Raw genomic sequence first — 21,116 nt, forward strand, 5'->3', positions numbered from 1 at the left:
TAATTGAGCGTCTGGTAAATGCAGGTACCGGTTCATGCGATTCGCGATAGTGTACAAGGATATGAAAATAATCCGAAGTTTTGATTCTGCATATAAAAAGATAACAAAAGCACAATACACGCGGGGATGGCAGGGATTATATATTTATACTTTCTTTTATTAGTGAAAAACGGGCTTGGCCTCCTGCCCTGAAAAACGTACCTTTGACGTTCATTTTTTCCACGACAGGCGGCCTGCTGTGTTAACTGGATCGCAGGTTTCAAATTCCCCGCCGATAATGACTGACATGGTGAACAAATTACAGACGACGCAAGCCACAACAGAAAATTCCATTACCCACCCTCCTTTCCGCGAGGCCTTACGCTTTTGGTTCAGGCTCGGCTGGATCAGCTTTGGCGGCACCACCGGCCACATTGCCATCATGCACGATTACCTGGTAGAAAAGCGCAGGTGGATCAGCAACCAGAAATTCCTGCAGGCGCTGAACAGCTGTATGATCCTGCCGGGGCCGGAAGCCCAGCAGCTGGCCATTTACATTGGCTGGAAGCTGCATGGCAAAAAAGGAGGCATTACGGCGGGCACTTTATTCGTACTGCCGTCCATGCTGATCCTGCTGGCGCTGAGCATCGTGTATGTAACGTATGGCAACAGCCCGCTGCTGGAAAGTATTTTCAACGGGCTCAAACCCAGCGTGCTGGCCATTATACTCGTAGCTACGTGGAAGGTGGGGAAAAAGGCGCTGCACAGCAGGGTGCATTACCTGGTGGCGCTGGCTACGTTTGCCCTCTCCTACCTGCTGCATGTGGCCATGCCATTGATCATCGGGGGGATCATCCTTTTTTCCGTGATCATGGACAAGCTGTTTCCAAAGCTGGCGGGGATTGCGAAAAGCGGTATGCCGGCGGTGGATGCGGCCACGGAAAATGGTTACGTCATTAACCTGCAACAGGTGGATGCGCCGCTTACCCGCAAGACGGTTATACGCACGCTGGCGGCCTTCCTGGCCTTGTGGGCACTGCCTTTGGGCTTGTTGCTCGTTTATGGGAAGGACGCTGCTTTCTGGAACAAACTCGTTTTATTTTTCACCCAAACGGCCTGTATCACCATCGGGGGTTCTTACACGGTGATCCCGTATGTGGCGCAGCTGGTGGTAGTGAAATATTATTGGCTTTCCAGGCTGCAGATGCTGGATGGGTTCGCGCTGGCGGAAACAACGCCGGGGCCGCTGATCATTGTACTGTCGTTCGTGGGTTTCATGGCGGGCTACAATCATTTTGACCATGCGGTGGGCTATGGGGTGGCAGGCCTCCTGGTTACCACGTATTATACCTTCCTGCCGAATTTCCTGTTTATATTTCTCGGCGCGCCGCTGGCGGACCGCTATAAGGATCATCACCTGGTACAAACTACCTTATCCCTGGTAACGGCGGCAGTGGTGGGCGTGATACTGAACCTCACCTTTTTCCTCGGGCGCAGCATCGTATTTCCCGGTGCGGTAACGCTGGCGGGCATTGACTATGTGTCCGTAATCTGGGTGGCCGTAGTGTTGTTTTTGTTGGTGAGATATAATACCAACGTATTGTATATTGTATTGTTGAGTATCACATTCGGGCTAGGCAAATTCCTGATCAGTTAAATGGCGCTATTGGGCTATATCTCATCCTGAGGCCTTTTTCCCGAAAAAGCGATAAAGGATTGCGATTAATACAACGATGATGGTAACAATGATGCCGCTTTGCATAGTAGATCGGTTTATGGGTTATCAATACCTAAATTTAATATTTTTTGGGTTACTGCCTAACTGTCTTTTGAAAAAAGCAGCCGCAAATGCGGCTGCTTTTTTTTTGGTTATTGCGTGATCTTAAAGACCACAGCGATATCGTTGGGAACGGTTTGCGGTTTATTGATTACCAGCTCCGTTGCGTGTTGGGTCCATTTCAACTTTTCATGACTACCCAGCAGGGAAATGCTTTTGATCTTCTCTGCATTTTTACCCAGGGATTTTACCACTACGTCCGCAGCCGGCGCGCCGAGTACGGTCACGTATAATACGTTGCCTTTTTTGTTAAAGCGGATATCCTGGTTGCCGTAGCTGAGCTTCCCTTCATTGAAGCCTTGCGCATTCACGGGGTTGGCGGTGGATGCGGTAGGGCCTTCCCCGTATATCTTCCAGGGGCGGGTACCGAAGATGCTTTCCCGGTTGATGTTCATCCAGGAGGCGATGCCTTCCAGTACGCGGATTTCCTTATCATCGATCGTTCCGTCGCCACGCACGGGGATGTTGAGCAGGAGGTTCCCGTTTTTGCTCACGATGTCCACCAGCATATGGATCACATCTTTGGCGGATTTATAGCGGTTCTGATCGTAGACGTTGCGGTTGTAATGCCAGTCACCGATGCAGCTGCAGGTTTGCCAGGCGAGGTCCTGTATCTGATCCGGCGCGCCTCTTTCCACGTCCCATACGAGGGCTTTTTTCTGATCCGGCGTCAGTACTTTACCAAACATAACGGCACTGAACTTACCCGGGTGGGTAGCCAGGTTATGGTTGTAGAAATGCGCCGCAATTTTCAAACCTGCATCGCTCACAGGGTACAAGGGCAGCGCGGTATCGTCAAAATACAGCAGGTCAGGGTTGTAGCGGTTGATCAGGTCAGCGGTGCGGTTATAGAACTTATCGCAGTAAGCCTGGGAAGGCGTGCTGGCGCCGTTATGCCAGTCCCACTGCGCAAAGAGCGCGCTGTTGGCCCAGCTGCCGGCGCTGAGGGGATGTTGCTGGGCGTACAGCTCCTGCGGGTCCAGGCCTTCCCACCAGGTACCTTTTCCTTTTTCCGCCGTGATATTGCCATCGTAAGGCACGGTGGCCATTTTGCCCTGGAGGTCGTACCGCTGGGATGGCTCATACCAGGTCCACGCGTGGGAGGCGTGTACGCTGAGGCCAAAGGGCAGGTTATTTTTTTTGGCCGCCTTGTACCATCCGTCCAGGATATCTTTTTTTGGACCTACGCGTACGGTATTCCATTGCTGGTACTTGCTGTCCCACATGTCCAGGTTATCGTGGTGGTTGGCCATGGCCATGAAGTATTGCGCCCCTGCCCTTTTGTACAGCTCCACCAGTTTTTCAGGGTCCCATTTTTCTGCTTTCCAGTCATGGATCACTTCTTTGAAGCCCGCCGTGGAGGGATGGCCGTAGTGTGCTACATGCCACTTGTATTGGTCTGAGCCTTCCATGTACATGCCGCGGGCATACCAATCTCCTTGCTCCGGCTGGCATTGCGGCCCCCAGTGCGCCCAGATGCCGAACTTGGCATCGCGGAACCATTCCGGCACTTTATACTGGCTGAGGGACTGCCAGTCCGCCGTGTATTTTCCGGCCGCTACCGGCTCTGCGCTGGTGTTTACCACCACGCGATAGTTTTCCTGCGCCTGCAAACCGGCCGTCAGCAATAGGTGGCTTGCCAATAATAAGCCCGATAATTTTTTCATATGCGTATTCAACTTTTATTTCGTATAGACGTTTATGTTAGTACCTGTTTGATCCGCCTGCGGCGCTCCTTTTACCCGCCTTCCAGATGAGCAGGCACAGCGCCTGCAACCAGTGCAGGCGCGGCTCAGCCCCGGGGTTTTCAATCAGGATCCAAGTGTTAACGTGGCACTTTAGTCTGCTTATAATTTAATAATATTTACCAGGAATACATCGTTTTCCCGCAGGTCAATATCTTCCGTATAAGGCGTATGCGCTTTGACGCTGATCATCTTTTTTAGAAAGGGCGATCCGTCGTGCTGACTTTTAATCTGCGCTACCTGCTGTTGGGTCAGGTAGTTTGGTTTGCCGAGGGAGAGCCAGCCGGCATAGGCATCGTTGGATTTATAACCTGTCCGGTACAGCTCTACGGCATAATTGCCGGCAGGCAGGTTGGAAAGGTGGAGCTGCAGTTTTCCTTTCGGTTTTGACGGCAGGTCCTGTATGTAATATTTCTGGTTATGCATGCTATCGCCCGGGTGGGTGTTGGTGAAATCCCACAGCAACGCCTGTACGTTGCCGGAGGAGTCCTTACAAACCCAGGAGGCAGGATCGGTATTTTTCAACTCCACAGGACCCAGTTTGTTCAGCCACTGGTATGCATAAAACACGGGCTTGTTGATGCCCTGGATGGTCAGCATACCAAAGCCGCCGTGGAAAGGCGTGAAACGCGGGCCCGGCTCTTCGAAAATATCAGTGAACACCCAGTACGACATAGAGTTGGCCGCATTGCCCACCTGTTTTAATTTTTGTAAAACGTATGCCGCTTCATGATAGCTGTCATGAATAGGGTCCGCGGGGGTGTAGGAGGCGCTCCATTCGGTATAATGCAGTTCGAGGCCCGGTTTTTTGGAGGCGGCAATTTCCGCCCGGGATTGTATGACGTCACCGCTAACGCTCATCGGGTTTTTATCCAGCACGGTGCCGCCGTTTCCAAACTCGTCCAGGAAGCCCTGCTTCACGCCGTAGGCGTGGGTGCTGATGAAGTCGATGGGTACGTTGTTTTTATAGCAATAATCAATCATCTCCGGCTCCCATGCAGCGCCGGCAGTACCGGGGCCGCCTACACGAAAATCTTTATTCACGGCTTTGATGGCCCTGGCGGCGTGGGTGTACAGTTTAAAGTAATCCGCCTGGCTGCCCGCCCAGAAGCCTTCCAGGTTAGGTTCGTTCCATACTTCGAAGTACCAGCTCTTCACCTCTTCCTCCCCGTAACGCTCCGCGAAGTGCGCTACCAGCTGTTGCACCAGCTGCTCCCATTTGTTGTAATCGCTGGGCGGCGTTACGTTGCCCTTCCACCAGAAAATAGTTTTGGAACCGCTGGCCAGCTGCGATGGCATGAAGCCCAGTTCCACAAAAGGTTTCATGCCTATGCTGTGCAGGAAGTCGAACAGCGCATCCACGTACATGAAGCTCAGTTGCGGGTTGCCTTTGCTGTCCTGCGTGTAAATGGCCATTTCATCGTTGAGGAGACCGTGCATGCGGATGTACCGGAAGCCGCACTCCCTGCGGACGTAGGCCAGCTGCTGCTGCCAGTCTGCCCGGAGGCCTTCGGCGGCGCGGCCTGCGCCCACGCAGGCATTAAACATTTTATTCAGCGGGCCGGCCGCCTGGTTGAAATCCACGTTGATGGCCCTCACCGGGGCGGTGGCTGGTTGCTTTTTGCTTTGCGCTGCGCCGTTGCTGATCATAACAGCAGCCAGGGCTACTGACCAGCAGAATCCTTTTATTCGTTTCATGAATGCTATGTTGCTTACTTTTATTCTTTCCATACCAATACGCCGGCGGGTTTAATGCGTTTTTCTCCAATCAGTATCCGCGCGCGATCGCTCATGTTCATCGTATAGTCCTCCGAGGAGTAGTTGACGGCGATGTACATGCCATCCCGCCAGTACACGAAGATGCCCGGCGGATAATCTTCCGTGGTGGCGCCGGCGCTGGTGTAGATATCCCGCAGGATGTCCTTTTCCAGCCTGGCATCGTCCGTATCCACACCGATGTAAGTGACAGCGCCTTTGCCCAGCTGCCGTTTTATCACGGCCGGCGTGCCTTTGTAAAACTGGTTATCGTATTGCGCCAGCACGGCGGTATTGGCCGCGGGCCGCAGGAGATCGCCCCAGTTATTCCAGTGATAATGCTGTTGTTTCATCAGCACGTCCCCCTTGTAGTAATCCGGCAGCATGTCGAAGGAGGTGATATCAGCGCCGATGAGTTTGCGGAGCGGGGCTGCCCAGCCGGCTTCCCAAAGGTGGCCGTTGCGGTTTTTGGCGGCAGTGCGGCAGGTAATCACCAGCTGGCCGCCGTTGCGGGCGTAGGCTTCCCATTTGCTGACCAGCGCGCTGTCCGCCATTTCATAAGCCGGCACGATCAGGAATTTGTATTTGGACCAATCCGCCTTTTCGCTCAACACTTCCACCGGCGCGCCGAGGGATTTCCCGATCTGCATGAATTTGACAGGATAATTCCAGGTATCCCACTGGCGGGTCTGTTGCTGATAATCTAAAGTCCAGAAATTTTCGAGGTTCCAAAGGATGGCTGTGGATCGATTTACCAGCGCTGCAGGTACAGCGGCGGACGTATCGGCTTGCTGACGCAGCTTTTTTATCTCTCCCATAAACTCTTTATAGTCCTCCCCGCCCTGCGATAACGTGACCCCATCCGTTTGCATTACTGCCCCGTGGTATTGCTCAGCGCTGTAGTTGATCTGCCGGTAGCGGTAGGAACAGGCGAGCCGGCCGCCGGTGGCAAAGCTGTGGTATAACCACATGCGCACCGTGCCCGGAAAAAGCAGGGGGTTAAAGCTGCCCCAGTTCACGGGGCCGGGCTGGATTTCCATCACGCCGGTAACGCCGCCGGGGTCTTTGAAATACTCCCCTGCAAACAATAGCAATTTAGGGTTGCCCAGGCGGAAGCCGGATTCCCCGATGTTGCTGCTGCCGCCGTTCGGGTAAGCCGTGTAGGTAGCGAGGTCCAACAGGCGGGTGCGCCGGGGATCGGCCCCCGGCGACACAGCCGTGTAATTGGTGGTAATAAACTGTTCTTTCGCAATGAATTTTCTCAGCGTTTTAGCCTGGAAGTCCAGGAAGGCCGCCTGTGCGTCCGCAGCGTACCGTTTAAAATCCAGCAGGGCATGCGGGTTAGTGCCCCACCAGCCTACCAGCTGAACGTTGGGGATCGTGATCTGCTCAAAGCTGCTGTACCACTGGCTCCAAAAGGCCGTACCCCAGGCGGCGTTGAGGGAGTCTACCGACTTATATTTTTCCTGCAGCCACTGGCGGAAGGCCGCCTGCGAAGCCGGACTGAAATCCGGTTTCGCATCGGGCTCATTATCCAGCTGCCAGCCGATCACGCTGTGCCGGCGTCCATAACGTGTAGCCATTTCCGTTACCACGCGTTCTACGAACTGCTGGTATTTGGTATTCACAATGCAACCCTGGCCGCGGGTACCATGCTCGCCACGGATATACTGGCTGTTCATGATAAAAGTTTCGGGATACCTGGTACGCATCCACACGGGCGTGGTAGCCGAAGGCGTGCACATGATCACTTTCAGGCGGTATTTCTCGCAGAGTTTCACCACCTTGTCGAGCCAGGCGAAGTTAAACCGTCCTTCCTCCGGCTCCATCCTGAACCACGCAAATTCAGCCAGGTGTACAAATTCAAAACCCATGTCGGCAATATGCCGGATATCCCGCTCCCACAGCTTTTCATCCCAATGTTCGGGATAATAATAGATACCGGTCGTAATCAGGTCCCCCGCGGGGAAAAACGTTTTTCCCCGCTGTGCTGCACCCCGTAATGCCGGCAACAACAACGGCAGTAACAGCAGCAGAATACTTTTTCTCATCTAAATACTACAATGGTTTTATTCCACGCCGTGGCATCATTTGATCTTCACGACGCGGATGTTATCAATAGCCGCGTAAAAGCCTGTTGGCGTTGGCGTAGCGGCAAAGTTGGCAGTTTGAATATTGATCGGGCTGTGGGCGGTACTGCCCAGTAATTCCGTCAGGCTGGCCGGACTGGTGCCCTTACCGGAATTCGTACGGAACTCGGTGAACGGAATGGTCACGGTGCGCCATCCTTTGGTGGAGTAAGCCTTTGCCGTGCCGTCCGTTTGCAGCCAGGGTTCATAGCGGGCCAGTAATGCCATATCGTAGTTCCTCACTACGTACAGGCTGGTGCCATTCCAATCGTTGGGCGCGTTGATTTCGAATTTTACCGCGTAATCTTCAACCGGGTCGGACAGTCTTTCTACCGGTAACCACTGTACGTCGTTGGTATTGATACTGCGTTGGCTGCCCCACCAGCTACCTTCGCCGCCGGGCAGCACATCGTTTTTCAGCACGGCATAAGCCCCGTGGTTACCGGGAAAATCTGCGCTGTTATTTTCAATATTGGCGCCCCAGCTAAAGGTGTTCACCTGGTCAAAATCACAGAGCATGCCGGTAGCGAGGTCCTGCACGTTATATACCGTGGTGTCAGCGCCTGATTTGGTGGCTACGATCACATTTCCCGGACCGGGGATATGCGGCTGTATAAACCCAATGCTGGTACCATCGTCCGTAGCCTTGAATTTATCTACCTGTACGCCGGCAAAGGACAATTTTTCTACGAAAAAGAAGTTGGTACCGTACACAAAAACGGAATCTCCTTCCTGCGCATTTTCATTGGAGATGCTGGTGATGGCCGGCGGCGGCGCTACGATATTGAACGTAAAATTGGCCGTCCCATTGGTGGTGATAAATTGGATCACATTGAGCTTGTCCGCCGGTACGGATGGGAAAGGTATGACCGCCGGCACCTGCACTACGGCGCTGGTATCGGAAAACATCTGGCTTTTGATGCTTGCGCTCACGCCGTTGAAAGTAACGGCTACGGCATTTTCCAGGTTGCGGCCCACCAGCACGATCCATTGCCCGGGAATGACCGCCTGCACGAGGGAGTCATCGGGCGAAGCCGCATAGTTGCGCACATGCGTGATAACCGGCGCTGCGCCGTCATTGTCTTTTTTACAGGCGTATTGCGCCAGCAGGAAGAGGCAGGAAAAGAGCAGCACAGGCCACCTGCCGATCGTATTTACAGCTAATTTTTTCACGGAAATAATTTTTGTTGCTTAGAAATAAGGCACCGGCGCTTCCAGTAATTTCGGATTGGCAGTGATCTCCGAGGAGGGGATCGGGAATGTGAAACTTTGGATAGTGGCAGGCGTAATCACGCCATACGGACTAGCCGGCGTTATCACTCCCCCGCTGTAGGTGAAGGTCACCCTTTGCTCCCCGTTCAGTTTTCCGATCGCCTTGGCGGGATTGTAGTAGGAAAGCCGCACCAGGTCCGTCCAGTACTGCCCTTCCGCGGCCAGCTCGATTCTGCGCTCAATCATGATAGAATCAGCATCCAGCATGGGCGCGGGCATGAGGCCTGCCCTTTCGCGCACCTTATTGAAATACAACAGGGCATCCGCATCGGTAGTGGTGCCGTGATTACCCAGTAACGCTTCCGCATATACGAGGTACACATCTGCGAGGCGCAGCAGGGCGTTATGTTCCGTGGAGGAATTCTGCGTCATGGTAGGCGCGTTGTTATCCTTGTTGGTACCGATGATATGCTTCTTGATGGCGCAGTTGCCGGTATATTTGAAACCGCCGCCCGCAGCGTTCAGCTCAGGGTAATAATCGCCGTTGAGCATGAAGGTTGCTTTGCGGCGGATGCTGTCTTTTGCGGAGTAGAGTTTGATCATATCCACGGTAGGGCCGATGCCGAACCAGCCTGCCGAGCCGTTGGCGGAGATTTCAGGCGATGTGGAATAAATCTGCAGCATATTGCCTTCCAGCCAGCCGCCTCCCGGCGCCCATTGCAGGGCAAACAGGGATTCCGGGTTATCGTTGTACTGGGTTTTAAACAGGTTGGCATAGTTCGGCAGCAATGCCAGGCCGCTCTTCTTGCACACATTGCCGGCGTATTTGGCGGCACTGTCCAGCAAGGCCTGGTTGCGGCTGCCCTGTTGGTTGTAGCCGGAAAATGCCAGGTACACTTTTGCGAGCATTCCCTGGGCGGACCAGGTGGTGAGTCGCCCTGCGGCATCCGCCGCCGGGAGGTGTTCCGCTGCATACGTGAGGTCGTTGATGGCAAATTTGTAAACGTCTTCCGTCTTCACCCGGTTCACCAGCGGAGAGGTCACCAGCTTACCGTTGTCTTCAATCACGGGTACGGCGCCCCAGTGGATAGCGAGGTTGAAATACGCATAGCCGCGGATAAAACGCGCTTCTGCGGTGGCCGCGTTCCTGGCCTGTAAGGGGATGGAGTCCGGCGCCCGGTCCTTAATGGCGTTGATGGTGATATTACATTGAGCGATGATGTTGTACATGGATTTCCAGTTGGATACCATGATGGCGTTCTGCCCGGTGATGCTGAAGGTATTCAGCTGTACGGCATCACCCCAGTAACCAACGGCCATATTGCCGCTGAGCACATCGCCTACGGGCAGGTAGCAGGTATAGTTCCAGTCGCCCCAGGGAGAGCCGCCATAGAGCGCTGCCGTAGCGAGGCGAAGGTCGTTGGTGGATTTATAAAAGTTTTCAGCGCTGATCTGCGAGAGTGGCGGCCTGTCCAGGAAGCTGCGGGAACAACCTGTCAGCAGCCCCAAAGCCAGTATCTGACAGCAAAGTATTTTTATAACAGATTTCATAGCAATCATATGAGTAGATGAAGAACCTATTTTGTCAGTTTAATATTCGCACCAATGGTGTACACGCGGGGTTGCGGGTAGAAGCCATTGTCAATGCCTGCGTTCAGCGGATCCCATGAACCGATTTCAGGGTCCATACCGGAGTATTTGGAGATGATGAACGCGTTGGATACGTTCACGTATAAACGCAGGTAGTGGATGTGCAGCACATTGAGCAGTTTATCCGGCAGGGAATATCCCAGGGAGATGTTCTTACAGCGGAGGAAGTCGCCGTCTTCCACGTATTTATTGGATACGCGGTTATTATCATTCGTATTATCGTTCCTCAAACCGGGGATGAATGTGCCGGGATTTTTCACGTACACGTTTTTGATATCCGTGGCTGAGCCGGAGGAGTCGATCAGGGCCAGCTGCGCATAATTCATAAGGTTGCGCATGTAGCCGGAGCTGGTGCCGGGGTATTCCCCGGTTATCCTGAGTTGGTTGAATACCTTGTTGCCGATGTTGGCGCTGAAGAAAATATTCAGGTCGAAATTTTTATAGGAAATCGTATTGTTCAGGCCCAGCTGGTACTTTGGAATGGGCGATCCCAGGTAGGTTTGATCCAGCTCATTGATGATACCATCTCCGTTCAGGTCTTTAAACTTGAGATCCCCGTACCAGATGCTGCCCCCTGCAGGGCCTACCGGCAATGGTTCCCCGTTTTTTACGGGCAGTGCATGCGTTTCAAAATCCTTCGCGGTGGCAAACACGCCGCCATCTATCACATAGCCATAGAACTCGCCGATGGAGCGGCCCACCACGGTGCGGGTGTACGGCCTGCTGAGCGAAGCGCCGTCCGTATTGAGTTTGATTACTTCGTTGATATTGCGGGAAACGGTGAAATCCGTTTTCCAGCTGAAATGCTTACGCTGGATGTTGGTGGAGCTGATCCGGAAATCGAATCCTTTGTTGTTGACGATACCGATGTTGACATACGGCGCGTCCAGGGAGCCGGGCGCCCATCCGATGGCAGTGCCGGCGTAGAGCGGCAGCGGGATTTGCATCACCAGCCCGTCCGTTCTGCGATTGTAGAAGTTCAGCTCGAAGTTCAACCGCCAGTTAAAGAAGGTACCATCCAGGCCGATGTTGGTGTACTTGGTTTTTTCCCATTGCACGTAGGGGTTGCCTACGTTTACCGTCAGCTGTGCAATGCCGGTCAGGCCGGTGGCCACCGTCATTAAAGTGGAGGTATAGGCAAAGTCGCGGATGTTCTGGTTGTTGGTAAGGCCGTAGCCGAGGCGGAGTTTCAGCTCGTTGACCTGTTTTACCTGGCGCAGGAACGCTTCATTATTCAGCTTCCAGGCGAAGGCGCCGGACCAGGTGGTTACCCAGCGGTTATCTGCCGCAAACTTGGAAGAGCCGTCTGCGCGCACGTTACCGGTGAACAGGTATTTATCGTTGAGGCCAAAGTTGATCCTGCCGAAGTAGGATTCCTGCGCATTCTGGCCTTTGATACCGGTGTTGGTAGCCGTGGTAGGGTCCCCGCTGCTGATCACCTGCACGTTGTTGGACGGGAAGTTGTCGCGGGCGGCGCTGGCGCCTTCGCTGGTGCTCAGCTGCGCTTCGTGGCCCACTACCGCATTCACATTGTATTTCTTGTCAAATACATGCTGGTAGGTGAAATAATTGCGGATGGTTTTAAAGAGGTTTTGGTTGTATAAAAAAGCGCCGCTGTTGTTGGTGCGTTTTACAAGGCCAAAAGTATAGGTGGGATTGAAGCGGTCTTCCCTGGCGGTGCTGTAGCTGAAGGTAACCTCGTTGCGCAGGCTGAGGTCCTTGTAGAAGGCGACATCCGCATAGAGGTTGGCAAACAGCTGGTACCGGTTGATGTCATCCTTGTTGATGAGCGCCATGGCATAGGGGTTCACAATATTGTTATTCACCCAGCCATCCGGGTTATAGTTACCGCCCCAGCTGCCATCGGGATTTCTGATGGCGATATCGGGCGTTTGGGTGAGCGCGGAGTGGATCACACTGTTGCCGGTGGTGTTCACGCTTTCCTTGATATTAGCCAGTTGCAGGCTGGTACCTATTTTCAGCCAGTCGGTGGTTTTATTATCCAGGTTGAGGCGTACCGATACGCGTTCGAAATCAGAACCCAGCGCAATACCTTCCTGCTTAAAGTAGGAACCGGATAAGAGGTATTGGGTTCTCACATCCCCGCCGTTCACCGTCAGGGAGTGGTTGGTCATGGGCGCATTCCGGAAGAGTTCTTTCTGCCAGTCCGTACCCTTTCCCAGGTATTTGGGGTTGGCGAAGTCCTCACGGGTATCAAAGCCCCATCCCAGCGCCTTGTTCCTTTCATTGATGAAGGTGGCGTATTCCTGCAGGTCCATCAGCGGCATGCGTTTAGGCAGCTGCTGGTAGCCGGTGTACATATCGTAACTGATGGCGGGCGGCGCTACCAGGCCTCTTTTGGTGGTGATTACAATCACCCCGTTGGTGGCCTGCGAGCCATAGATGGCGGTGGCGGAGGCATCTTTCAGTACGTCGATGGATTCGATTTCGGAGGGGTTGATACCGGCCAGGGGGTTGGTACCTTCGCCCAGGCTGGCGGTACCGCCGATGATGATCCCGTCGATCACGTACATGGGGCCGCTGGAGCCAAAGGATGAAAGGCCGCGGATTTGTACGGACACGGCGCCGCCGGGCTGGCCGGACACCTGTTGTACTACCAGGCCGGGCACCTTTCCCTGCAGGGCCTGGTCGAAGGTGGTAGGCTGCGTTTTCCGGATTTCATCGCCGCTGACGGAGGAGATGGCGCCTGTCACATCCTTGCGTTTCGTTTTACCGTAACCGATTACCACCACATCGTCCAGCTGGGAGACGTTCTCCACCAGTTGGATGGTGATGTTATTCGTTTTGCCGACCGTTACCTCCTGCTTTTCAAATCCCATCATGGATACGAGCAGGGTATTGCCGGCGGTTGTTTCCAGGGTGAATTTGCCGGCGGCGTCGCTGATGGCGTGGCGATTGGAGTTTTTCACCACGATGGCCACTCCCGGCACGGGGGCGTTTGTTTTTTTATTTACAACAGTACCTGTAAGGGTAATGGATTGTGCGAAGCTACTGGCGCAAAACAGGACTCCGATAAGGAGCCAGGCAGGCAGCATCAGCATAGGGAAGTTCTTTTTGGCTGATATCATGTCAAAATGCTTTAAATGATGATTGTTACCGGGTGATTACACCACTGGCACCACATAGGACAAAAGCTGCCGGATAGACATCCGGGGTGCTGTATTGTATGCGGTGAATGTGAGTCACCATGAGCTGAAACTTTTGCTTTTTGGAATCTTTGTTACCATCGGGGGCAAGCCGGTTCATTCCATCCGGCGTAGCCGGTGATGCCGTTGCTCCGATCCATAAATGACAAGGTTGCATGTACAGGTAAGTGGCCCCGCGCCGTAGGACTGACGGGGAATAGTTTTTGCACGCCGGTGGGCGACCACAGGCTAAGGTGATAGAACAGTCGTGATTTCATATACGTGGATTAAGTCTTGTAAAACTATGCTAACGTTTTAGCAAACAGCATCCACGATTGTTTCAAATAGGGGTTCAATTTGTATCAAACCCCTGATTTTCAATTTGCATCAGGGCGACGGGGAAGAAGTATTTTTAAACCCGGCCGCGTATTGGGAAGGCGTGTCGTTGAATTCCTGTTTAAAGAATTTCCGGAAAACCTTCGGGTCGTTGAAGCCTACCTGGTAGGCGATTTCCGAAACGGACAAGCCGCTGGATTGCAGGAGCCGGGCGGCGCGTTTGAGGCGGATGGACCGGATGAAGTCCAGGGGCGCTTTGCCCGTGAGGGACATGATTTTGCGGTACAGGGTAACGCGGCTCATGCACATTTCGCTGCTGAACTCCTCTACGGAAAAATCCGGGTTGTCCATATTCCGCTCCACGATGGCCAGGGCCTGTTTCATGAACTGTTCATCCACCGGCGTGATGGTCACCTCTTCCGGGCTGACGTCAATTTGCTTCTGGAAGCGCTTCTGCATATAGAGCTGGTGGGCCAGCAGGTTTTTGATACGGGATTCCAGCACTTCGTAGGTAAATGGTTTGGTGATATAATCATTAATACCGGCATCCAGGGCTTCCAGCTGTTTTTGCTCGCTGCCCATAGCGGTGAGTAAAATAACCGGGATATGCGCCGTTGCCATTTCGTTACGGATCTTTTTCGCCATGGTGACGCCATCCATTACCGGCATCATCACATCGCTGACCACCAGGTCCGGCAGCAGCTGCTTTACCTTTTCCCAGCCTTCCTTACCGTTGGTGGCTTCTTCCACATGGTACATGCCCTTCAGGTTGTCCTTCAGGTAAAAGCGGAGGTCCTCGTTATCTTCCACGACCAGCACCGTTTTTTGCTTATTGCCTTTCTCTCTGGGCTGCAATTCTTCCGGCAGTTGCTCCGTGGCGGCGGCAGCCGGCGGCTCGTAGATCTTTTTTGCCGGCAGGGTGACGGTGAAGCAGGAGCCTTTGCCCTGTTCACTTTTCACGGCTATGGTACCGCCGTGCAGCCTTACAAACTCCCGGGTGATGGCCAGGCCGATGCCCGTGCCCTGGTTGACCATACTCTCCGGCACTTCCGACTGGAAGTAGCGTTCAAAGATCCGGTCCTGCTGATCCTGCGGGATGCCGATGCCCGTATCGCGGACTTTCAGCACCACGCTCCCCTCCCCGCTGCCGGTTTCAGGAGCCTGGTAATGCAGTTCTATGGTCACATCGCCATTGTCCGGCGTGTATTTGAAAGCGTTAGAAACGAGGTTCAGCAGTATCTTCTCTACTTTATCGCGGTCAAAGTAAATTTCCAGGAGGTCCACATCCGAAGTGAAGGACAGGTTGATGTGCTTCTTTTCCGCAATGTCCGAAAAGGACAGGCTGATTTCCCGGCAGAACCGCACGATGTCGCCCACGGAGGGATAGAGTTTAATTTCCTGGACTTCCATCTTACGGAAATCCAGCAACTGGTTGACGAGGTTGAGGAGCCGCCTTGCATTCCGTTGCACCAGCGCCAGCTGCTGTTGCTGCTCTTCGCTGGTGGCCTGTTTGATCAGGCGGTCCAGCGGCGCGATGATGAGGCTGAGCGGGGTACGGAACTCGTGGCTTACGTTGGTGAAGAATTTGGTTTTTATCTGGTCCACTGCATGTGCGCGCTCCGCTTCGCGGCGCTGCTGCTGCATTTTAAAGCGCATATGCACCCTGTCGAGCATGATCTGCCGGGCCAGCAGCAGGATGCTCACGGCAATCAGCACATACAGCACATAGGCCAGCCAGGTATGCCAGAACGGCGGCGCAATGTTGATCACGAGGCTTTTCACGGGGCTCCAGGAACCGTTGTGGTTCATCACCTTCACTTCAAACACATAATGCCCCGGATCGAGGTTGGTGTAGGTAGCGCGGCGGCGGCTTTCGTCCGCATAGATCCAGTGCTGATCAAAGCCATTCAGCCGGTAGGCATATTTGTCGTATTTGCCGGAAGCGAAATCCAGCGCGGCAAATTCGATGGAGAAAACATTTTCGTTGTATTTCAGGTTCAGCTCTTTCAGCAGGGAAATGGAGGCCGGCAGGGGAATCCTGTTATTCATGCGCTGCCCCGGCAGGATGGGTTTATTCAATAACTCTATGCCGGTAAACGTGAGGTTTACGGAATCGTTATGGTGTACGATGCTTTCCGGCTGAATGATGTTAAATCCGGCCGGGCCGCCAAAGACCATCTCTCCCGCTCTTGTGCGCAGGGCGGCATTCTTGTTGAACTCGCGGCCCTGCAGGTTGTTGGACTCATCGTATTTTATAACGGAAATGGTTGTACGATCTTTCTGGTAATGCGGGATGACATTGCACAAACCATTCGGCGTGGTTAACCAGAGCGTATGCTGTTTATCTTCGAGGATATTCAGCATCAGGTTGTCCGGCAGGCCGTCCGCGAGGGTGAACACTTCAATTTTACCGGTTTTGCGGTTGATGAGGTTGAGCCCTTCCCGCGTACCTACCCAGATGTTGCCGTTACTGTCTTCCAGTAAACAATTAATGTTATCGTGGCTGATGCTGTTTTTGCCGGGTTGTGTGCGGTAGGTCTGCAATACTTTTCCGTCACTGCCGTTCACGGAAATACCGGCATCTGTACCGATCCAGATGTTTCCTTTACTATCCTCTATCATCACGGATACGCGGTTGGAGAGCAGGGCGCCGGGTTTGTTGGCGAGATGCTCAAACTTGCCGGTGGCGGGGTCAAAGCGGTCCACCCCGCCGGAGAGCATGCCTATCCAGAGCGTATGGTTTTTATCTTCCAGTATCTCCCAAACGCTGTCGTCATACAGGGAGGTGGTATCCTTATCATCATGGCGCCAGGTCGTGAATTTATTACCGTCAAAGCTGCTGAGGCCTCCGGTATAGGTACCAATCCAGAGGACGTTGTTATGATCGATGTATAAGCTCACGATCACGTTGCTACCGGGGCCGGTATTTTTATCCGCATCATGGAGGTATTGCCGGAAAGTTTTTTGCTGGCGGTTGAAGTAGATGAGTCCACCGCCGTTGGTGCCGATCCAGAGGTTGCCCTGTTTATCTTCCACGAAGCGGTTCACATCATCGTACGGGAGGCCGCCGGGGCCGCCTTCCTTGCGGTGGTAGTAAGGGAACTGCACGATGCCGCTGTTATAGTAGTTGACTCCCATTTTATAGGTGCCGAGCCAGATGATGCCCTTATCGTCCTTATAGATGGTGGTGATGGTATTTTGGCTGATGCTTTTGGGATCATCGGGGATATTGACGAGGGTTTCAGACCGGAAGCCGTCTTTTTTATCGACGATGGTAACGCCGCCATGGTCTGTACCTAGCCATATCAGGCCACGGTCGTCCTGTATAACGCAGGACACAATATCCGCTTTGATCCTGGCTGGGGAGGAATGCTTATCGATCCTGCGGATGGCGCTGTCGGTAGTATTAAAAAAGAGTACGCCGGTATTGTAACTCCATAGCCAGAGGTCCCCGTCGTTATCGATGTAAAAATTATCCGGTTTGTGCCGCTCCTGCTGCAACATCCTGCTGGTAAAAAGGAGCTGGTTATCCTTGTATTTTTTGAGTGTACCATCCGCCAGGAGTATCCATACGATGCCGTTGGCGGCTTCCTGCACGGCGGCGATCCTGTCCGCCGGCTGTGGATGGCGTTCAGGGTTGAACAGCCGGGCATTTTTGCTGCCGGCGGCATATTGGTACAACTCCCCGGTATCAAACAGGAACCAGTAGCGGTCGTGCGTTCCTTTGACGATGGTCCGGATCCTGCCGGCGGGCAGGCCGAGCAGGCGCAGGTAGTTGTCGCTGTTGCGGTTGAAGGATTCCGTGGCCGGGTCGTATATACAGGACCCGCCATTGGAGTTCAACCAGATCTTATTTTCCGGCAGGGGTAATATGGCGTTGATATTATTGTCCCGCAGGGAATTGGTATCGTTGGGCGTTACGCGGTACACCTTGCAACTGTATCCGTCGTACCTGTTCAGGCCGGACATGGTGGCGATCCACAGGTAGCCGTTCACATCCTTATAGATAGCGTTGACCTGGTTGTGGGAAAGCCCTGACTGTATATCTACTTTACGGAAGTTATAGAAGCTACGCTGGGCAAAGGTTGCAATTGAATGTAATAATAATACTGTCCAAAAAAAATAACGCATTGGCGACTGGTTTAACGCGGCTGTTATCGTGTAATCCGGAACCCGGATGCCGGTGACCGCTCACAGGGCGCCGTCCTCTCGGAAGCGCCCGTTGACACTACTTTTTCAAATGTACCTATCGTTTATTTTCAAGACTTGACAGATATCGATAAAAAATTGCACTTTATCGACATTTATTGCTTAGATTTACTCCGTATGAGTCAAGTAACTGTGCAGCCGAAGTTTATCTTGCTGAATATTGGCCGGGCTGTCCACCTGGCGGACTGGAACTGGAGAAACATTTGCAGCCCTTTCATCCGATTGCATTTTGTCGAGAGTGGAACGGCGCAACTCATCCGGGAGGATAAAACCTATGATTTGAAAAAAGATCATCTTTACCTCACTCCTGCGTACACCAATCACGGTTATAATTGCGAGGGCCCGCTTACGTTATATTACATTCATATTTACGAGGAGGTCAACAATCAGCCCGGCATTTTTGAGCTGCTGGACTTCCCCGTGGAAGTCAGGGCCGATCCGCTGGTGCTGCGGCTGATCAAGCGCCTGGTGGAGATCAACCCTGACCGCAGCCTGCAGCAGTTTGATCCCTGGTCTTACGACAACCTGCCCACGCTGGTGAAAAACATTGCCGCGCAGAAGAGCATGCCGCCGGGGTATGACATGGAAGTGCAGGGCATCCTGAACCAGCTCCTCTCCCGCTTTCTCGTGCATGCGTCGGACAAGAAAGCGAATATCGATCAGCGCATCCTGCGTTCGTTGCAATACATCCGAACGCACCTGCACAAGCCTATCAGCCTGGAAGTCCTTGCGGAGAGCTGCTTCCTGACGAAGGATCATTTCATCCGCCTGTTTAAAAAACACATGGGTTGCACGCCGGGGAAATACATCCAGGAGCGCAAGATCGAAAGGGCCCAGCATATCATGATGACGCAGGATGTTACCATCAAGGACCTTGCGTACAGCCTCGGCTTCGAGAATAATTCCTATTTCAACCGCTTCTTCCGGAAGATGACGGGAGAGAATCCCGGCATGCGGAGGAAGAAAATACGGACGATGGCGGATGTTAAATCATAAGGCAAACCCGCGTTATCAGCAAACCGCATACCAGCCCATTGCTTCCCTGCCCTAAGGCGAAAGCCCGCTTTTTATCGCGGGCTTTTGTATCAATGCTGTGTACGTCCTTTAAACTGATCCGTCCTGAAAGGTACGGCGGGCAGTCCTTCTGCATTTATGAGGTTACAGATGGGGGAATCCGCCCAGGCATATCTCACTGCTACGGGGTCCGGTACTTCTGCGGCTTCTACCACCACCTGCTTACCGGCAATTGTCGCTTTGGCCCAGTGGAATACGCCGTCTTTTCCTGCGATGGCAAAACCGGTTAACTCCTTGCCATCCCGCGTGCGCAGGCCTGATCCCGTATGCAAGAAGTTGATCTTTATTTTACTGCCTTCCTTTTGGAAGCCGTTGTACATAGGCCCGGAGGCTACGATATTTCGTTTGTAGACCTGTTTTTCCGCGAGCAACGCGAGCCGGCGGCCTACTTCCTGTTTATTGGCAGGATGGATGTTATTCGGATCGCCGATGTCGATGGTGCAGGCCATAGCTGTATTCGGCAGGGATAAGGTCAGCGTTTGCGCTTCTCTCAGCTCGGCCCATTCGCTTTCTGCCGGCGTGGGCACAATTTTCTGGAAGCTGGCCAGCTGCACAAAGAGGAAGGGGAAGTTGCCCTGCTGCCAGCGTTCCCGCCAATCGTTGATCAGCATAGGGAACAGCGTGCGGTAGTCGTATGCCATGTAAGCGTTGGACTCGCCCTGGTACCAGATCACGCCTTTGATGCCAAAAGGAATCAGCGGGTGGATCATGGCGTTATACAATAAGCCGGGCTGGTATTGGAAATTTCGTATAACCGGAAGCGGTGGTTCTATTTTTTTTTAGGTAATTATATACTTTACGCACCTTAGTGCAATTTTACTGTAACAAATCGGAATAACCATTTCTTACTCCCGCCCTTCGGCGGACTTTTGGTATATTTATTCATGCTAGTAACGATTTTAAACATTGCAGGTCTATCTGTTAATTTTGCAGGAGTGTACATGATGTTTCGTGCAAATCCTAAAGTTGGTAGTTCCAATTTTTACCTGTTAGATAATGATGACGAGTTCAAAGAAGTTATAGACGCCCCTAAAAAGAATCGTTTATATAGATGGGGTATGTTTGTCCTTGTCTTTGGGTTTCTTATACAGCTTTCTGCTATTCTTCTCTCTTTTTCCGCCGTTAAGGTATAGGCTTATGCAATAATGAGTAATTGCCCATATAGCAGTAATGGCAATGACAGTAAATAGAATTGACTGAATACTTGGCATATCTTATAGCTTTTTTATGTAAATAAAGAAGCCTGTCGTTTTTGACAGGCTTTGTTTCATTTTAAGATTCTCTTCTTTTTCTTCGATAGCAAGTGATAGATAAGGTTTGTTATTCCTAGTGTGAACCAAAACGTAAACAGGAAAATCAAGAAATGTACCCCCTTGCTGGCCTCATTCCGTGTTAATAGAAAAAATTCAGGGGTTTCTTCCTTTAAATCCCATCCATTTGCAATGAATAGTTTTACATCTTGTAACGCTTTTTCGCGTTTTTCTTCATGAGTAAGGGCATTGGTGTACATTGTCGGGAAGTTTGATTATTGAGCGAATATAAACAAATATTTGCTCTATAAAGCTAGCTCTTCATAGCTAGTCTTATTATGCATACCAATTATATATTGTGTCCGTGGAAAAGGACTTGGCAATAAGAAAGAAATTTGGCGCTAATCTGAAAAGGTTAAGGGAGGGCAAAGGTATGACACAAACCGATCTGGCTTTTGAGGCTGACATTGAACCAAGTCATATCAGTCGCATAGAGCGTGGCACTACAAATACTTCCCTTACTACTATTGTGACCTTAGCGGATGCATTGAAAGTACACCCTAGCGAACTAATGAAGTTTTAGACTTATTCTGCGTCTTTTTCCTTGTCGTCCGGCTTTTCGGCTTGTTTAGCTGCTTTCTTCTTTGGTGATTTAGGTGCTTTTTTCTTGATCGGCGGTGTATTTAAAGCCAAAAAAAGCATCGTATCGAAGTCTTTTCCCTCCGGTACAATTGTAACATCTGGCATGTCAGGTTTCTTTTTTGTTCTTTTTGGCATAACACTCTGATTTTTCA

14 protein-coding genes are annotated in these 21,116 nt (G+C 52.4%); 3 read left to right on the forward strand and 11 right to left on the reverse strand.

The window, feature by feature from the left end:
• Positions 1-286 precede the first annotated feature (286 nt).
• The gene (gene chrA, locus BOC67_RS07835) at positions 287-1,636 is read left to right on the forward strand and encodes a chromate efflux transporter (RefSeq protein ID WP_291909044.1); all 1,350 of its coding nucleotides are present in this window, start codon (positions 287-289) and stop codon (positions 1,634-1,636) included.
• 212 nt (positions 1,637-1,848) lie between these two features.
• Here chrA and BOC67_RS07840 read toward each other — a convergent pair whose 3' ends face one another.
• The 8 genes from BOC67_RS07840 to BOC67_RS07875 all read right to left on the reverse strand — a co-directional run bounded on the left by BOC67_RS07840 (position 1,849) and on the right by BOC67_RS07875 (position 17,920).
• Positions 1,849-3,483 carry an alpha-L-fucosidase gene (locus BOC67_RS07840; protein WP_291909047.1) on the reverse strand — a complete coding sequence of 545 codons (1,635 nt, stop codon included), beginning with the start codon at positions 3,481-3,483 and terminating at the stop codon, positions 1,849-1,851.
• Between the two features lie 180 nt (positions 3,484-3,663).
• The gene (locus BOC67_RS07845) at positions 3,664-5,259 is read right to left on the reverse strand and encodes a glycoside hydrolase (RefSeq protein ID WP_291909050.1); all 1,596 of its coding nucleotides are present in this window, start codon (positions 5,257-5,259) and stop codon (positions 3,664-3,666) included.
• 20 nt (positions 5,260-5,279) lie between these two features.
• Complete coding sequence (locus BOC67_RS07850) at positions 5,280-7,367, reverse strand: beta-galactosidase (protein WP_291909052.1); 2,088 nt, start codon at positions 7,365-7,367, stop codon at positions 5,280-5,282.
• A 36-nt stretch (positions 7,368-7,403) separates the two neighbouring features.
• Positions 7,404-8,618: a glycan-binding surface protein gene (locus BOC67_RS07855; RefSeq protein ID WP_291909054.1), complete on the reverse strand. Its 1,215-nt coding sequence runs from the start codon at positions 8,616-8,618 to the stop codon at positions 7,404-7,406.
• A gap of 18 nt (positions 8,619-8,636) precedes the next feature.
• Positions 8,637-10,208 (reverse strand): RagB/SusD family nutrient uptake outer membrane protein, encoded by a 1,572-nt coding sequence (locus tag BOC67_RS07860; protein ID WP_291909057.1) that lies wholly within the window; start codon positions 10,206-10,208, stop codon positions 8,637-8,639.
• A 26-nt stretch (positions 10,209-10,234) separates the two neighbouring features.
• Entirely contained in the window at positions 10,235-13,396 is a 3,162-nt protein-coding gene (locus BOC67_RS07865) for a TonB-dependent receptor (RefSeq protein ID WP_291909060.1), read from the reverse strand.
• A 152-nt stretch (positions 13,397-13,548) separates the two neighbouring features.
• Positions 13,549-13,731, reverse strand: coding sequence for a hypothetical protein (locus tag BOC67_RS07870; protein WP_291909062.1), 183 nt, complete (start codon positions 13,729-13,731; stop codon positions 13,549-13,551).
• A 109-nt stretch (positions 13,732-13,840) separates the two neighbouring features.
• Positions 13,841-17,920, reverse strand: a complete 4,080-nt coding sequence (locus BOC67_RS07875; RefSeq protein ID WP_291909065.1) for a hybrid sensor histidine kinase/response regulator transcription factor — start codon at positions 17,918-17,920, stop codon at positions 13,841-13,843.
• A 195-nt stretch (positions 17,921-18,115) separates the two neighbouring features.
• Between BOC67_RS07875 and BOC67_RS07880 the strand changes: the two genes are divergently transcribed.
• Positions 18,116-18,994 carry an AraC family transcriptional regulator gene (locus BOC67_RS07880; protein WP_291909067.1) on the forward strand — a complete coding sequence of 293 codons (879 nt, stop codon included), beginning with the start codon at positions 18,116-18,118 and terminating at the stop codon, positions 18,992-18,994.
• An 89-nt stretch (positions 18,995-19,083) separates the two neighbouring features.
• Here the strand turns inward: BOC67_RS07880 and BOC67_RS07885 are convergent, their stop codons facing one another.
• Positions 19,084-19,794 carry a sialate O-acetylesterase gene (locus BOC67_RS07885; protein ID WP_291909070.1) on the reverse strand — a complete coding sequence of 237 codons (711 nt, stop codon included), beginning with the start codon at positions 19,792-19,794 and terminating at the stop codon, positions 19,084-19,086.
• A 545-nt stretch (positions 19,795-20,339) separates the two neighbouring features.
• The gene (locus BOC67_RS07890) at positions 20,340-20,582 is read right to left on the reverse strand and encodes a hypothetical protein (RefSeq protein WP_291909073.1); all 243 of its coding nucleotides are present in this window, start codon (positions 20,580-20,582) and stop codon (positions 20,340-20,342) included.
• Positions 20,583-20,686: 104 nt separating this feature from the next.
• On the opposite strand from BOC67_RS07890, the gene BOC67_RS25385 reads away from it, so the two are divergent.
• Complete coding sequence (locus BOC67_RS25385; RefSeq protein WP_222614333.1) at positions 20,687-20,905, forward strand: helix-turn-helix transcriptional regulator; 219 nt, start codon at positions 20,687-20,689, stop codon at positions 20,903-20,905.
• Positions 20,906-20,907: 2 nt separating this feature from the next.
• Here the strand turns inward: BOC67_RS25385 and BOC67_RS07895 are convergent, their stop codons facing one another.
• The gene (locus BOC67_RS07895; protein WP_291909076.1) at positions 20,908-21,099 is read right to left on the reverse strand and encodes a hypothetical protein; all 192 of its coding nucleotides are present in this window, start codon (positions 21,097-21,099) and stop codon (positions 20,908-20,910) included.
• Between the last annotated feature and the right edge of the window lie 17 nt (positions 21,100-21,116).

The sequence above is a fragment of the Chitinophaga sp. CB10 genome (genome assembly GCA_001870995.2).
Taxonomy (GTDB): Bacteria; Bacteroidota; Bacteroidia; order Chitinophagales; family Chitinophagaceae; genus Chitinophaga.